Origin of the sequence: Stenotrophomonas sp. ZAC14D2_NAIMI4_6 (assembly GCF_003086875.1) — a bacterium.
GTDB lineage: Bacteria > Pseudomonadota > Gammaproteobacteria > Xanthomonadales > Xanthomonadaceae > Stenotrophomonas.
In genome coordinates this window covers 895950-910934 of record NZ_CP025996.1, presented here as the reverse complement: position 1 = coordinate 910934, position 14985 = coordinate 895950, and the positions used below count along the sequence as shown (strand labels likewise).

Annotated in this window: 11 protein-coding genes and 4 tRNA genes; 1 reads left to right on the top strand and 14 read right to left on the bottom strand. The window is 66.2% G+C overall.

Features of this window, described 5'->3' with window-relative positions; translation table 11 throughout:
• Positions 1-34: 34 nt before the first annotated feature.
• The 6 genes from tuf to C1933_RS03930 all read right to left on the bottom strand — a co-directional run bounded on the left by tuf (position 35) and on the right by C1933_RS03930 (position 3797).
• The gene (gene tuf, locus C1933_RS03955; protein WP_108752270.1) at positions 35-1225 is read right to left on the bottom strand and encodes an elongation factor Tu; all 1191 of its coding nucleotides are present in this window, start codon (positions 1223-1225) and stop codon (positions 35-37) included.
• Between the two features lie 41 nt (positions 1226-1266).
• Positions 1267-1342, bottom strand: a tRNA-Thr gene (locus C1933_RS03950).
• A gap of 49 nt (positions 1343-1391) precedes the next feature.
• Positions 1392-1465: transfer RNA gene (locus tag C1933_RS03945), tRNA-Gly, on the bottom strand.
• 24 nt (positions 1466-1489) lie between these two features.
• A tRNA-Tyr gene (locus tag C1933_RS03940) sits at positions 1490-1575 on the bottom strand.
• Positions 1576-1711: 136 nt separating this feature from the next.
• A complete protein-coding gene (locus tag C1933_RS03935) occupies positions 1712-2725 on the bottom strand; it encodes an isoaspartyl peptidase/L-asparaginase (RefSeq protein ID WP_108752269.1) in 1014 nt (337 codons plus the stop codon).
• A 52-nt stretch (positions 2726-2777) separates the two neighbouring features.
• The gene (locus C1933_RS03930; protein WP_108752268.1) at positions 2778-3797 is read right to left on the bottom strand and encodes a cyanophycinase; all 1020 of its coding nucleotides are present in this window, start codon (positions 3795-3797) and stop codon (positions 2778-2780) included.
• A 170-nt stretch (positions 3798-3967) separates the two neighbouring features.
• Between C1933_RS03930 and C1933_RS03925 the strand changes: the two genes are divergently transcribed.
• Positions 3968-6706 carry a TonB-dependent receptor gene (locus C1933_RS03925; protein ID WP_108752267.1) on the top strand — a complete coding sequence of 913 codons (2739 nt, stop codon included), beginning with the start codon at positions 3968-3970 and terminating at the stop codon, positions 6704-6706.
• A gap of 1234 nt (positions 6707-7940) precedes the next feature.
• Here C1933_RS03925 and ychF read toward each other — a convergent pair.
• From ychF to C1933_RS03885, 8 genes are all read right to left on the bottom strand, one after another.
• Positions 7941-9032: a redox-regulated ATPase YchF gene (gene ychF / locus C1933_RS03920; RefSeq protein WP_108752266.1), complete on the bottom strand. Its 1092-nt coding sequence runs from the start codon at positions 9030-9032 to the stop codon at positions 7941-7943.
• A 155-nt stretch (positions 9033-9187) separates the two neighbouring features.
• Complete coding sequence (gene pth / locus C1933_RS03915; protein WP_079220740.1) at positions 9188-9766, bottom strand: aminoacyl-tRNA hydrolase; 579 nt, start codon at positions 9764-9766, stop codon at positions 9188-9190.
• Positions 9767-9814: 48 nt separating this feature from the next.
• On the bottom strand, positions 9815-10432 hold the full coding sequence (locus C1933_RS03910) for a 50S ribosomal protein L25/general stress protein Ctc (protein ID WP_108752265.1): 618 nt from the start codon (positions 10430-10432) through the stop codon (positions 9815-9817).
• A 109-nt stretch (positions 10433-10541) separates the two neighbouring features.
• Complete coding sequence (locus C1933_RS03905; RefSeq protein ID WP_108751479.1) at positions 10542-11501, bottom strand: ribose-phosphate diphosphokinase; 960 nt, start codon at positions 11499-11501, stop codon at positions 10542-10544.
• Between the two features lie 138 nt (positions 11502-11639).
• Positions 11640-11716, bottom strand: a tRNA-Gln gene (locus C1933_RS03900).
• 11 nt (positions 11717-11727) lie between these two features.
• Positions 11728-12597: a 4-(cytidine 5'-diphospho)-2-C-methyl-D-erythritol kinase gene (ispE, locus tag C1933_RS03895; RefSeq protein ID WP_108752264.1), complete on the bottom strand. Its 870-nt coding sequence runs from the start codon at positions 12595-12597 to the stop codon at positions 11728-11730.
• A complete protein-coding gene (lolB, locus tag C1933_RS03890; RefSeq protein WP_108752263.1) occupies positions 12594-13250 on the bottom strand; it encodes a lipoprotein insertase outer membrane protein LolB in 657 nt (218 codons plus the stop codon). The genes ispE and lolB overlap by 4 nt, the downstream gene beginning before the upstream one ends.
• Entirely contained in the window at positions 13247-14932 is a 1686-nt protein-coding gene (locus C1933_RS03885) for a tetratricopeptide repeat protein (protein WP_199911411.1), read from the bottom strand. The genes lolB and C1933_RS03885 overlap by 4 nt, the downstream gene beginning before the upstream one ends.
• Positions 14933-14985 lie beyond the last annotated feature (53 nt).

Here is a 14985-nt window from a genome sequence, read left to right as displayed (position 1 = left end):
CCGGCGGCGCTATGCAACCGCCGGCACTGCAGGCTTACGCGATGATCTTCGAGACCACGCCGGCGCCGACGGTACGGCCGCCTTCGCGGATGGCGAAGCGCAGGCCTTCGTCCATTGCCACCGGGTTGATCAGCTCGACAACCATCTTCACGTTGTCGCCCGGCATCACCATCTCGACGCCTTCCGGCAGGTTGGCCTTACCGGTGATGTCGGTGGTACGGAAGTAGAACTGCGGGCGGTAGCCGTTGAAGAACGGGGTGTGACGGCCGCCTTCGTCCTTCGACAGCACGTACACTTCACCTTCGAAGGTGGTGTGCGGCTTGATGGTGCCCGGCTTGGCCAGAACCTGGCCGCGCTCGACGTCGTCACGCTTGGTGCCGCGCAGCAGCAGACCGGCGTTGTCGCCTGCCTGGCCCTGGTCCAGCAGCTTGCGGAACATTTCGACGCCGGTCACGGTGGTCTTCTGCACCGGACGGATACCGACGATTTCGATTTCTTCGCCGACCTTGATCACGCCGCGCTCGATACGACCGGTGACCACGGTGCCGCGGCCCGAGATCGAGAACACGTCTTCCACCGGCATCAGGAACGGCTTGTCGACTGCACGCTCCGGCTCCGGAATCCAGGTGTCCAGCGCGTCGACCAGCTTGATGATCGCCGGCACGCCGATGTCGCTCTGGTCGCCCTCCAGCGCCAGACGAGCCGAACCCGAGATGATCGGGGTGTCGTCGCCCGGGAACTCGTACTTGCTCAGCAGTTCACGGACTTCCATTTCGACCAGTTCCAGCAGCTCGGCATCGTCAACCATGTCGGCCTTGTTCAGGAACACGACGATGTACGGCACGCCGACCTGACGCGACAGCAGGATGTGCTCGCGGGTCTGCGGCATCGGGCCGTCAGCGGCCGAGCACACCAGGATCGCGCCGTCCATCTGGGCGGCACCGGTGATCATGTTCTTGACGTAGTCAGCGTGGCCCGGGCAATCGACGTGGGCGTAGTGACGGGTGGTGGATTCGTATTCGACGTGCGCGGTCGAGATCGTGATGCCACGCGCCTTTTCTTCCGGCGCGGCGTCGATCGCCGAGTAGTCCTTGAATTCACCACCGAAGCGCTCGGCACCGATCTTGGTCAGTGCGGCGGTCAGCGTGGTCTTGCCGTGGTCGACGTGACCGATGGTGCCGACATTGACGTGCGGCTTGGTGCGCTCGAACTTACCCTTGGCCATGGCTGCTTATCTCGAATTCGTCTGAGAGGTGATGCTTAAGATGGTGCTCACGAAAGGAATCGAACCTTCGACCTCTTCCTTACCAAGGAAGTGCTCTACCGACTGAGCTACGTGAGCCGAGTTTTGCATTATGACACGAACTCGATAATATTCAAAGTTCATTCAATGGAGCGGGAGACGGGAATCGAACCCGCACCATCAGCTTGGAAGGCTGAGGTTCTACCATTGAACTACTCCCGCGCCGGGAATGTCACAACGTGAAACTGGTGGAGGGAGGTGGATTCGAACCACCGAAGGCGTAAGCCAGCAGATTTACAGTCTGCCCCCGTTGGCCGCTTGGGTATCCCTCCTTACCGCCCCATCCCGTGCCGCCGAAGCGGTGCGGTGTGTGGTGGTGAGCCGCTTATTCTGCTGATGAGGCGGGGGGCTGTCAACGCTTTTTTCCACTTTTTTCACACGTTGTTGCAAACCCCTTGATGCACAAGGTTATTGCCCGGGAAGCGGCAGGGGATCGCTGGCGAAAATAGCGACATGTGGCACACCGTCGGCGCCAATCCAGCCCCGATACATGCCCTGGGTGTTGAACGGCGTGGCCATTTTTCCGTCTGCGGCGAGCACGATCGCGCCACCGTCGCCGCCCATCTTCGGAATCATCTCGTTGATCACCGCCCTGCCCGCCTGTTCCGGCGACTGCGCCTGGTAGCGGATGCGCGCGCAGATCTCGTGCGCCGCCGCGGTACGGATGTAGTACTCACCCCAACCGGTACCGGACACGGCGCACTGCGCGTCGGCCCAGGTGCCGGCGCCGATGATCGGCGAATCGCCGACCCGACCGTAGCGCTTGTTGGTCATGCCGCCGGTGGAGGTGCCTGCCGCCAGATGGCCCTGCGCGTCCAGCGCCACCGCACCGACCGTGCCGAAGTGCCTGGCCGTTTCCAGATCGGCATGGGCCTGGCCACTGGCCTCTTCCTTCAGTGCCCGCTGCAGCTGCTGCCAGCGCTTTTCGGTACGGAAGTAGGAGGGATCGACCAGGGTGATGCCCTGCTCGGCGGCAAACGCCTCGGCACCCTGCCCCACCATCATCACGTGGCGGGATTTCTGCATGACCGTCTGCGCCAGCAGGATCGGATTGCGCACCCGCTGCACGCCCGCCACCGCACCGGCGGCCTGGCTGGCGCCGTCCATCACCGCCGCATCCAGCTCGTTGCGCCCGTCATGGGTGAACACCGCGCCCTTGCCTGCGTTGAAGGTCGGATCGTCCTCCAGCACGGTGATCGCGGCCGTCACTGCGGCCAGCGCCGGGCGGCCCGCGGCCAGCTCGGCGTGGCCCTTCAGCAACGCCGCCTTCAAGGCGTCGCGCGCCGCCTTTTCCTCGGCAGGCGACAGGTCCTTGCGCTCCACGCCTGCGCCGCCATGGATGACCAGCAGCGGTGAGGGTGCAGCCGCCTGCGCGAGCAGGGGCAGGGACAACAGGGCAGACAGCGCCAGGCGCAGTTTCATCGGGTACGTCTCCAGGGGAATGAGGTTCGATAGCGCCGGGCCACGCCCGACGCTAGCGGCGGGTGAGCTCGATCAGGCCGTCATCGATGTCAGCCAGCATCTGATCGTCCACGTCGGCCTGGAAATCATCAAGCCGCAGGCGGCCACCCGAGGCGACCACCGTGACCGGCACGGCATGGAAGCGCAGCGGCTCGCCGTCGACCAGGTGGTCGGCGCCACGCCCGGGGCGCACCACCCAGACCTTGCCCTGCCCGTCCGCGCTGTAGACACGGGCCTGGCCATCGGGCTCCACGCACAGGGCGGTATCTTCGTCCACGCCGATGCCGACCATGTCCGGATCGCCACTGTCCTGCGCGGCCCGGGCGACGAAGACGATCAGGCGGCCGAGGCGGTCGCGCTTGTCGAAGTGGGTGTCGGTGACCACGCGCTGCAGGTAAGGCATCTGCAGGAAGCCATGGTCGAGGGTGACGGCCGCGCCACGCGGGTCGGCCAACGCACTGGCCGAATCGATGCTGCCGCCATCCAGCGCGCCATAGGCATAGCCACCCAGGATCGCCAGCCCGGCACTGGTTCCAGCGATCGGCTTGCCGGCGCGGACGTGGGCATTGAGGGCCCGGTTGAGCGCCGTGCCCTTCCAGAAGCGGATGTAGCGGGCCTGGTCGCCGCCGGCGATGAAGATCGCGTCGGCCGCCGCAACCACCCGCAGCACGGCCGGATCGTCGGCACCGCGGCGACTGTCGAAGACCAGGGTCTGGACCGCGGTGGTGCCGCCAATGTCGTTGTGCAGGCGTTGCTGCAGGTCGTCGCCGCCGGAGGCGCGCAGGATCAGCACACGGCCGTTGCCCGCCTGCCGCAACCACCACTGGAAGGCCTCCGGCACCCACTCGCCGCCGCCCATCAGCATCATCGCCGGCGCGCGCGGGCCCGGTCGGGGCGCGTCGAGGTCGCCGGTCTCGTAATAGGCAAAGCCGGGATCCTGCAGGGTCTGTGCAGCGGCCGGGAGCGCCCACACCAGCGCGATCCCCGTGCACAGGGCCAGGCGAAGCCAGAGACCGGAAAAGGCCTGTCGCATGCTGATCTCCCTGAACAGAATCGACTTGCAACCGTTTTCACTCTTTGCCAGATAGAAAGACAGTAGTCAAGGACATAAAAAAGGCGTTAAATGCGCGCGCCCATCCGGGAAAACTGAATGGGGGACAGGGCCCCTCCTCTGCGGGCCGGCATCACTTCCGGGAATTCTTCATGCGTAGACAGGCGATGGCGTGGTCGATCCAGCTGGCGTTGATGGGGGTGGCTGCTTCGGCCGCGGCCCAGGATCCGGCGACCGCTTCGGTTCAACAATTGGACGCGGTGCAGGTCACCGGCTCGCGCATTCCGCGTGCGCAGGTGGAAGGCCCGGCACCGATCACCGTGATCAGCGCCGAGCAGATCCAGTCGGCCGGCTTCACCAGCGTGCCGGACGTGCTGCGCGCGATGACCCAGAACGGCGGCGAGACGCAGAGCCAGCAGTCGTCCAGCGGCGCCGACTTCTCGCCCGGCGCACAACAGGTCGATCTGCGCGGGCTGGGCCCGAACCACACGCTGGTGCTGGTCAACGGCCGCCGCATTGCCGACTTCCCGATGCCGTTCCAGGGCCGCAGCAACTTCACCGATGTGTCCAACATTCCGCTGGGCATGATCGAGCGTATTGAAGTGCTGACCGGCAGCGCCTCGGCCATCTACGGCTCGGACGCGATCGCCGGCGTGGTCAACTTCATCCTGAAGAAGCAGGCCGATGGCACCACCGTGGACGTGCGCATGGGCACCACCACCGAAGGTGGCGGCGATTCGTTCGACATGAGCCTGGCCAGTGGCTTCAGCCGCGGCAACTTCAACGCGGTATACAGCGTGGAGCTGCAGTCGCAGACCCCGCTGTGGGCGTACGAGCGCGAACAGCAGGATTCGACCCAGGACGGCCCCACCGAGGGCTCGCGGATTGCGCGCCGCGCTTACCTGCGCACCGACTACAACGATGACTACCTGGACCCGGGTGCGGCCACCTGCGATGCCCTGGCCGGGCAGAACAACGGCAGCACCTACCATGCCTTCCGCCCGCGCTACGGCTACTACTGCGGCAGCGATGCGTCGATCGGCTACGGCACCATCCTCAGCAAGCGCCGCGGCGCCAATGGCTACGCCTCGCTCAGCTACGACTTCGACAACGGCCAGCAATGGTTCGCCGACGTGCAGCTGGGCTACCACAGCCTGGCGCTGATGCGCGATGTCACCTCGTGGGGCCGCATGGCGCCCGATGGTGACGAGTCGGGCTACTTCAACAATGCCGCCACCGGTGAAATCGAGTTCTGGCAGCGCCAGTTCTCGCCAGAGGAAATGGGCGGCCTGCGCAACGCCATGGTGCGCAGCACGCAGAAGACCTTCAGCGTGACCACCGGCTTCAAGGGCAACCTGACCGGCAACTGGGATTACGAAGCCGCGCTGAGCCATTCGCAGTACCAGTCGCGGATCAGCTGGCCGCAGATCGTGGCGGCCAAGGCCAACGATCTGTTCCTGGGCCCGCAGCTGGGCGAGGATGACGACGGCTTCCCGATCTACAACGCCGACCCGGACCGCCTGTACCGTCCGCTGACCCGCGCCGAGTACGACTCGATCGCCGCGCGCACCACCTATACGCCGAAGTCGCGCACGGAAACGGCCGCCTTTACCCTGACCAATGGCGCGCTGTTCGGCCTGCCCGGCGGCGATGCCGGTTTTGCCGCCACCATGGAAGTGGGTCAGCAGGCCTACGCACTGAACCCCGATCCGCTGGCCACGCAGTACTACTACTACAGCTGGAAGGATTCCAACGGCGAAGGCTCGCGCAACCGCTGGGCCACCGCCGCCGAGCTGCGCATGCCGCTGCTGGACAGCGTGAACCTGAGCGTGGCCGGCCGTTACGACCAGTACCGCTATTCGGGCAACACGATCGGCAAGGCCACCTGGAGTGGCGGCCTGGAGTGGCGACCGATCGACACGCTGCTGGTGCGCGGTTCCTACGGCACCGCGTTCCGTGCGCCGGACCTGCACTACGTGTACGCCGGCCCCGGCAACGACGAGACCGCCGGCAACGACTACTACGGCTGCCTGAGCGACGGCGCCGATGACTGCAGCGACTACGAAGAGAACCTGATCCGCAGCCGCGAAGGCAACCGTCGCCTCGATCCGGAAACCAGCACCTCGTGGAGCGCCGGTTTCGTCTGGTCGCCCGGCGGCGGCTTCGACATCAGCGCGGACTGGTTCGACATCGACATGCGCAACCAAGTGCAGGACATGAACGTGGACGCGATCCTGCGCGACGAGGCGGCCTGCCGCCTGGGCGAGCTGGACGCCACCTCGGCCACCTGCGTGGATGCCCTGGCCCGGGTGACCCGCACCGACGACGGCCGCCTGTACGGCGTGCACGTGAACCCGGTGAACATCGCCCGCGAGCGCACCCAGGGTGTGGACGTGGGCCTGCGCTGGCGCGTGCAGACCGGCATCGGCGAGTTCTCCTTCAACGGCAACCACACCTGGGTGAAGAAGCACGACTTCCAGCAGTTCCCGGGCGATCCGGTGGAAGACCAGTTCGCGGTGAACAGTGGCTTCGACATTCCGCGCACCAAGACCAGCCTGAGCGTGACCTGGGAGAAGGCGGCGTGGTCGGCCACGGTGTACGGTTCGCGCCTGGGCAAGCTGCCGACCTCGGACAGCTACGACCAGGTGTTCGACTGGGACAGCGGGGACAGCCCGTACATCAAGGCGACCTACCGCTACAACGCGTCGGTGCAGTACCGCTTCGACGACCACGCGCGGCTGTCGCTGTCGGTGGTGAACGTGTTCAACAAGATGCCGCCGAAGGACGCCTCGTACACGGCGTACCCCTACTACGACGTTTCCTGGTTCGACACGGTGGGGCGCACGATCAACCTGCAGTACACCCACAAGTTTGGTGGCAGCGCGCTGTAAGGCGCACTGCAGCGCAGGCTGTGGAGAACAGGGCCCGCCATTGGCGGGCCTTGTTCGTTTGGGAACCGGGCTTTGGTAGATGCCCACCTTGGTGGGCATGGATTTGCCGCGCGGCCACCAAGGTGGGCGACTACCAGAGCACAGGATGCGAGGGAAACCGGGCTTTGGTAGATGCCCACCTTGGTGGGCATGGACTTGCCGCGCGCCCACCAAGGTGGGCGACTACCAGAGCACAGGATGCGAGGGGAACCGGGCCTTGGTAGATGCCCACCTTGGTGGGCATGGATTTGCCGCGCGCCCACCAAGGTGGGCGACTACCAGAGCACAGGATGCGACGGGAACCGGGCTTTGGTAGATGCCCACCTTGGTGGGCATGGGCCTGCCGCGCGCCCACCAAGGTGGGCGACTACCAGAGCACAGGATGCGAGGGGAACCGGGCTTTGGTAGATGCCCACCTTGGTGGGCATGGACCTGCCGCGCGCCCACCAAGGTGGGCGACTACCAGAGCACAGGATGCGCGGGGAACCGGGCCTTGGTAGATGCCCACCTTGGTGGGCATGGACCTGCCGCGCGCCCACCAAGGTGGGCGACTACCAGAGCACAGGATGCGCGGGGAACCGGGCCTTGGTAGATGCCCACCTTGGTGGGCATGGACCTGCCGCGCGCCCACCAAGGTGGGCGACTACCAGAGCACAGGATGCGAGGGGAACCGGGCTTTGGTAGATGCCCACCTTGGTGGGCATGGACCTGCCGCGCGCCCACCAAGGTGGGCGACTACCAGAGCGCGCCGCCAGGGTTTTCCACACCACGCGTGGAAAGCGATGGGAACTTGGTGTGGACAAGTGGGTGCGAGCATTGCCGTACAAGCGTTTTTAGGGGTGGCTTTTTTTTGTCCACATCCAGGATTGTTTTCCACACGGCACGTGGAGAGCGATGGGAACTTGGTGTGGACAAGTGGGTGCGAGCGTTGCGGCGCAGGCGCTTCGGGGCGTGGTGAAAATTTATCCACGGCGTGCTGTGCCAACCAAGGTTGGCACCTACCTGGCGGGCACCCCATGGTTTTCCACACCGCGCGTGGAAAGTGGTGGGGGTTTGGTGTGGACAAGTGGCTGAGAGCCACGCACGGCAAGCGTTTCAGTGCGTGGTTGTTTTTTCACCAGCCATCGCCGCGGCGCCAGAAACGCGAACGCCCCGCACAGGGCGGGGCGTTCGGGGTCGATCCGTTGCGGCAGGATCAGACGTTGAAGCGGAAGTGCAGCACGTCGCCTTCCTGCACGCGGTATTCCTTGCCTTCCAGGCGCAGGCGACCGGCTTCCTTGGCGCCGGCTTCGCCCTTGTACTTGATGAAGTCGTCATACGCGATGGTTTCGGCGCGGATGAAGCCCTTCTCGAAGTCGGTGTGGATGACGGCGGCAGCCTGCGGGGCGGTGGCGCCCTTGCGCACGGTCCATGCGCGGACTTCCTTCACGCCAGCGGTGAAGTAGGTCTGCAGGCCCAGCAGGCTGTAGGCCGCGTTGATCACGCGGTTCAGGCCCGGCTCGCTCAGGCCCAGGTCGGCCAGGAAGGTGTCGCGGTCTTCGTCGTCGAGCTGGGACAGCTCTTCTTCGATCGCGGCCGACACCGGCACCACCTGCGCGCCTTCGGCGGCGGCGTGGGCGCGCACGGCGTCCAGGTGCGGGTTGTTCTCGAAACCGTCTTCCAGCACGTTGGCGATGTACATCACCGGCTTGAGGGTCAGCAGGAACAGGTCACGGACCAGCGCCTTCTCTTCCTCGTCCAGGCCGACCGAACGGCCGGACTTGCCGTCGGACAGGGCAGCCTGCAGCTTGGCCAGCACCGGCTTGCGCGCGGCCGCTTCCTTGTCGCCACCCTTGGCGGCGCGCTCGGCGCGGTTCAGGGCCTTCTCGACGCTGTCCAGGTCGGCCAGCGCCAGTTCGGTATCGATGGTTTCGATGTCCGAGATCGGGTCGACCTTGTTGTTGACGTGGATGACGTCGGCGTTCTCGAAGCAGCGCACCACGTGGGTGATCGCATCAACTTCGCGGATGTGGGCCAGGAACTTGTTGCCCAGGCCTTCACCGCTGGCGGCACCGGCGACCAGGCCGGCGATGTCGACGAATTCCACGGCGGTCGGAATGACCTTCTGCGGATTGATGATGCCGGCCAGTTCGCCCAGGCGCGGGTCCGGCACCGGCACGATGCCGACGTTCGGTTCGATGGTGCAGAACGGGAAGTTCGCCGCGGCGATGCCCGCCTTGGTCAGCGCGTTGAACAGGGTCGACTTGCCGACGTTGGGCAGGCCGACGATGCCGCATTTGATACCCATGGGTGACAGCTCTCTGGGGTGAAAGTGATTGGTGAAACAGCGCGCGCGCTGCTTGGCCAATCCATCTCGGTGTCGATCATTGTGTGCCAACCAAGGTTGGCACCTACCGGTCTGGTTGATTGTGTGCCAACCAAGGTTGGCACCTACCAGAAGCGCTATTTCGGGGTGTGCAGGCGCTTCATCGCTTCGTTGAAATCGCCTTGTACCGCCAGCGGCAGCACGTCGATGGCATCGTCGATGGCACGGGCAATCAGGACGTCGTCGTCTTTGCTCGGGCGACCGAGCACCCAGCCCACCACGCGATCCTTGTGGCCGGGGTGGCCGATGCCCACGCGCAGGCGGTGGAACTTGCCGTGGCCGAGCAGGCGCATGGTGTCGCGCAGGCCGTTCTGGCCGCCGTGGCCGCCGTCGAACTTCAGCCGTACCGCACCCGGCGGCAGGTCCAGCTCATCGTGGGCCAGCAGGGTTTCTTCCGGTTCGATCTTCCAGAACCGCTGTGCGGCGGTCACCGACTTGCCGCTGAGGTTCATGAAGGTGGCCGGCTTCAGCAGCCAGACCGTCTGCCCGGCGATCTCGACCTTGGCGGTCTCGCCAAACAGCTTGCTGTCCACGTTCCAGCGCGCACCGGCTTTTTCAGCCAGGGCCTCAACGAAATGAAACCCGGCATTGTGCCGGGTCCGGGCGTGTTCCGATCCGGGGTTGCCCAGACCGACGATCAGTCGCAATCCTGCCATGGTTCCTTCCAGCACGGTGCCTGCCCGAAGGCAGGCACCGCTTGGGTATTACTCGGCAGCCGGAGCTTCTTCGTCGGCCGCGTCGACCTTGCCGGTCTTGGCGGTGACGATGGCGTCGTCGTGGTCCTTGCCCAGCGCCAGGGCCGGGATTTCCACGCCCTTCGGCAGCTTGATGTTGGACAGGTACACCACGTCACCGGCGTTCAGGCCGCCCAGGTCGACTTCGATCGACTCCGGGAGGTCCTTCGGCAGGCAGGTGATGGTCACTTCCTTCAGTTCGTGGGTGACCACGACGTCGGCAGCCTTGCCAGCCGGCGAGGTGTCTTCGTTGATGAAGTGCAGCGGCACCGAAGCGGTCAGGGCTTCGTTCTCGTTCACGCGCTGGAAGTCCAGGTGCATGATCAGCTGCTTGTACGGGTGGCGCTGCATGTCACGCAGCAGCACCTTCTGCACCTGGCCGTCCAGGTTCAGGTCCAGGATGGAGGCATAGAACCACTCGTTCTGCTGGGCCAGCCAGATTTCGTTGTGGTCCAGGCTGATGGCCACCGGCTCGGCGTTGCCGCCGTACACGATGGCCGGGATCACACCAGCGTGACGCAGGCGGCGGCTCGCACCCTTACGCTGCAGTTCACGCTTGGTGACCTTGATTTCATGGGTCTTCGACATTTTCGACTACTCAGGTTGTTGCCTTGCCGTGCGGCGAGGCGGTTTGAAGATGCTTCCGCGACCAGAAGCATCCGGGCATGCCCCCGCCGTTGCCGGCAGGGGCGGATTCTCAATCGACGTACAGCGAGCTGACCGACTCACCGAAGGCGATGCGGCGCATCGTTTCGGCCAGCATTTCCGCCACGCTGAGCTGGCGGATCTTGCTGCACACGCGCGCGGCGTCCTTCAGCGGGATGGTGTCGGTCACCACCAGTTCGTCCAGCTGCGAGTTGGTGATGTTGTCCACCGCCGGGCCCGACAGCACCGCGTGGGTGCAGTACGCGGCGACCTTCAGCGCACCGCGCGCCTTCAGGGCAGCGGCAGCAGCGCACAGGGTGCCGGCGGTATCGACGATGTCATCGACCATCACGCAGGTCTTGCCTTCGACGTCACCGATGATGTTCATCACGGTGGAGACGTTGGCGCGCGGGCGGCGCTTGTCGATGATGGCCAGGTCGGCATCATCCAGGCGCTTGGCCACGGCGCGGGCGCGGACCACGCCGCCCACGTCCGGCGAAACGACGATCAGGTTCTCGGTGCCGTAGGCGCGCCAGATGTCGGCCAGCAGCAACGGGGACGCATACACGTTGTCCACCGGGATATCGAAGAAGCCCTGGATCTGGTCGGCGTGCAGGTCGACGGTCAGCACGCGATCAGCGCCAGCGGTGCTGAACATCTTCGCCGCCAGCTTGGCGGTGATCGGCACGCGCGAGGAGCGCATGCGGCGATCCTGGCGCGAGTAACCGAAGTACGGCACCACGGCGGTCACGCTGTTCACCGATGCGCGCTTGAGCGCGTCGATCAGCACCAGCAGTTCCATCAGGTTTTCCGCGCTCGGCGCGCTGGTCGGCTGGATCACGAAGACGTCCTGCTTGCGCACGTTCTCTTCGATTTCCACCTGCACTTCACCATCGGAGAAGTGCGAGACCAGCGCCTTGCCCGGGCGAACCCCCAGTTCCTTGCAGATGTTCTGCGCCAGACGTTTGTTGGCGTTGCCGGAAAATACCAGCAGGTTCGGGGACTCTTGCATCATGATTGTCTCGGGCGGGGACGAGTGGCGGGGATCCGGTAGCGGCAAGGACCGTTGGGCCCTTGCTGCTGACAACACCGCGGCTGTTTCCACGTCCCGCGCGGTCGATGCGCTGGAAGGCGCGGACACAGCCGCAATTGGCAGGGGCGGTAGGATTCGAACCTACGAATGCCAGGATCAAAACCTGGTGCCTTGGGCCTCTTGGCGACGCCCCTGCAGTGATGAATCAGTGTTGCTCGAGTGCTTCCAGCAGTGGCGAACGCATGACGCCCGCTGCCACCCTTGCCCGCAACTCCTTCGGCAATTTCGCTCGTCCCTGCTCTGCGGCAGCCTGCGAATCGAACTCGACGAAACAACCACTTCCGGACCCGGTCAAACGTGCCCGGCCTATGCGGCTCAACGCGGCAAGCACCGCCTCGACGGCAGGCTCGCGACGGCGCAGCACCGGCTCGAACACGTTTCCGACCAGAGCGCCGGAAGCGAAGTCCTCTATTTTCGCAACTGGGCTGTCGCGCGTCAAATCCGGGTCAGCGAACAGGGCCGGGGTGGGCACGTGAACGCCCGGTTCGGCGATCACATACCAGGCCGCAGGCAGCGCGATCGGCTGCAGGCGCTCGCCCACCCCTTCGGCCCAGGCATTGCGGCCGCGCACGAACACCGGCACGTCGGCCCCCAGATGCAGGCCCAGTTCAGCCAGCGCATCTTCGTCCAGGCCGGCCTGCCAGAGCCGGTTCAGCACCACCAGCACGGTGGCTGCATCGGACGAGCCACCGCCGAAGCCGCCACCCGCAGGCACATGCTTTTCGACGATGATGTCCGCACCTTGGGTGATATTGGCCTCTTTTTTGAGCAACCGCGCTGCCCGCACGGCCAAGTCCTGGTCTTCCGCCACGCCGGCCAGGCCGTCACCTTCGCGGCGCACCTGACCGTCTTCACGCAGGCGCAGGCCGATACGATCGCCCCAGTCCAGCAGCCGGAACACGGTCTGCAGTTCGTGGTAGCCGTCGGCGCGGCGGCCGGTGATATGCAGGAACAGGTTCAGCTTGGCCGGGGCCGGCCACCAGGACCAGCCGTCGGCGTCAATCTGCGCAGTCATGGGGCGTCGGCGCCCCACTGGTCCACCAGCAGGCGTACCTTGGCGTCCTCGCGGCTGGCCTCGATCCGCCGCGGCAGGGCCGGACGTCCGTCCTGCGCCGGATACCAATCCAGGTACTGGATCAGCCAGCCGGCCTGCTGCATGCGCCGCGGGCGGCCCTCGGCATCACGCTCCACGGCACTTTCACCGCTGCCGCGCAGCACCAGGCCGCGGGTCCAGTCGGACAGTTCACTGACCGGGATGTCCCAGCCGGTGGCATCGAGCAGCAACAGGCGCGCGTCGTCGCCTGTGCGCGGGCCGTCGCCCAGCCCTTCCAGCCGCGCCCCACCCTGCACTGCGTCGCCCTGCAGGGTCCAGCTCTGGCGGGTGACCGGCGCGCTCAGCTGCACGCGGTACTCGCTGCCCTGCTGCACCCAGTCGATGCGGCCACTGCCGCCGTTCTTGCCCTTGCTGACCGCGACCCGGCCCTGGAAGGCGTAATCCGGCTGCGCACGCAGCGCCTGCACGCGCGCCTCTTCGGCGCGCTCGGCGGCCGGCGAAACGGTGTAGACGACTTCCGGCGCCGGGGTCTTCTGGGTGCCGACGCTGGTGCAGGCACTGACCGCCAGGGTCATCGCCGCCAGCAGCAGCGGGCGGAACGTGGAAACACTCATGGATTGAATTTCTCGCGGGCGCGCAGCAGCGCGCGGTTCTCGGGGTCCAGCTTGGCCGCTTCGTCGAAGAAGTGGCGGGCCTCGTCATGCTTGCCGAGCACCCACAGCACTTCGCCCACGTGGGCGGCGATTTCCGGGTCCTTGGCCAGGGTCCAGGCGCGGCGCAGCTGCACCAGCGCCTCTTCGTTGCGCCCCAGGCGGTAGAGCACCCAGCCGTAGCTGTCGACGATGGCGGCGTTGTCCGGTTCGGCCACGCGCGCACGGTCGATCAACTCCAAGGCCTCCTGGTAACGCCCGGTACGGTCGGCCAGGGTGTAGCCCAGTGCATTCAGCGCCGGCACGTTTTCCGGCTCGGTCACCAGGATCTTGCGCAGGTCGGCCTCGGCACGGGCGATATCGTCGCGGCGTTCCCAGGCCAGGGCGCGCGCGTACAGCAGCGCGTTCTCATCCGGATAGGCGGCCAGGCCACGCGCCAGGGCATCCAGTTCACCGGGCAGATCGTCGGCGCGCTGGCGCAGTTCGGCTTCCAGCAGATAGGCATCGCGGCGCACGTCATCGTCCACCGTCGCATCGGACTGGATGGCGTGCACTTCCTGCAGGGCCAGGTCCTGGCGACCGGCCAGGCCCTGCGCGTTGGCCGCACGCAGGCGCGCCTCGCTCAGTTCTTCACCGCCGGGCACGCTGTGGTACCAGTTCACCGCCTCGGCATAACGCTGCAGGTACTCGGCGATCTTGCCCAGCAGCAGGCGCTGCGCCGGATCGGGCTTGGCCGCCTGGCGCGACAATTCGTTGTACAGATTGCCCAGCGCCGCCTTGTCGCCCTGCTTGGCCAGCAGCGATGCGCGCATGCCCCAGGTCTGCACGTCCTGCGGGCCGTATGCCAGCACGCGTTCGGCCGCGGCCGGCTGGCCCAGGCTGTCATAGGCAATGGCCACGGCGTTGCGCAGGTCTGGATCCCGGCGGGTCTGCGGCTCCACGCCCTGCAGCAGCGTCAGCGCCTGCCCGGTCTGCCCGGCCTGCTGCAACTGGCTGGCGCGCAGCAGCGCCACCCGCGGTTCCTGCGGGAAGCGGCGCACAACTTCGTCAATCATGCGCTGCGCCAGCTCCGGCTTTTCCATGCGCAGGGCCAGCCGCCCGAACTCCTGCCAGGCCTCGATCCTGGCCGGAATGGCATTGGCATCGACCAGTTCGCCCAGCACCTGCGCCGGTACCGCCGGATCGCGCCCGCCGCCGATCAGGGCGGCCAGGGCGAACTTCCAGCCCTGCTCGTCGCTGTCCTGCAGCAGTGACTGCAGTTCGCTGCGGGCCGTCTTCACGTTGCCCTGGCGCATGGCCAGGGCGGCCGCGGCGCTGCGCATCGGCAGGGAGGCCGGGGCACGCTGCTGCCACAGGGCCAGCGCCTTTGCGGCATTGGCATCCTCGTTGGCCAGCATGGCAATACGGGTGGCACGCTCGGCCAGGCCAGCGTCGCCGTCGGTCTGCTGGGCCGCCTGCAGGTACCAGCGCGCGGCCTCGGCCAGCTTGCCGGCCTGCAGGGCGAATTCGCCGGCGATCACCGGTTCCAGGGCCAGTGCTTCGGCGGCCGGGGCCCGTGTGGGGGCCTTGGCCGGCGCTGCCGACACCGCCTGGGCACAGGCCAGGGACAGCAGCAGAACACTGGGGATGCGAATCAATGCGGGCATCGTCGGCATCGGGGCCTTAAAATGTCGTCCAATGGCCAGCAGCTTATCGCAAG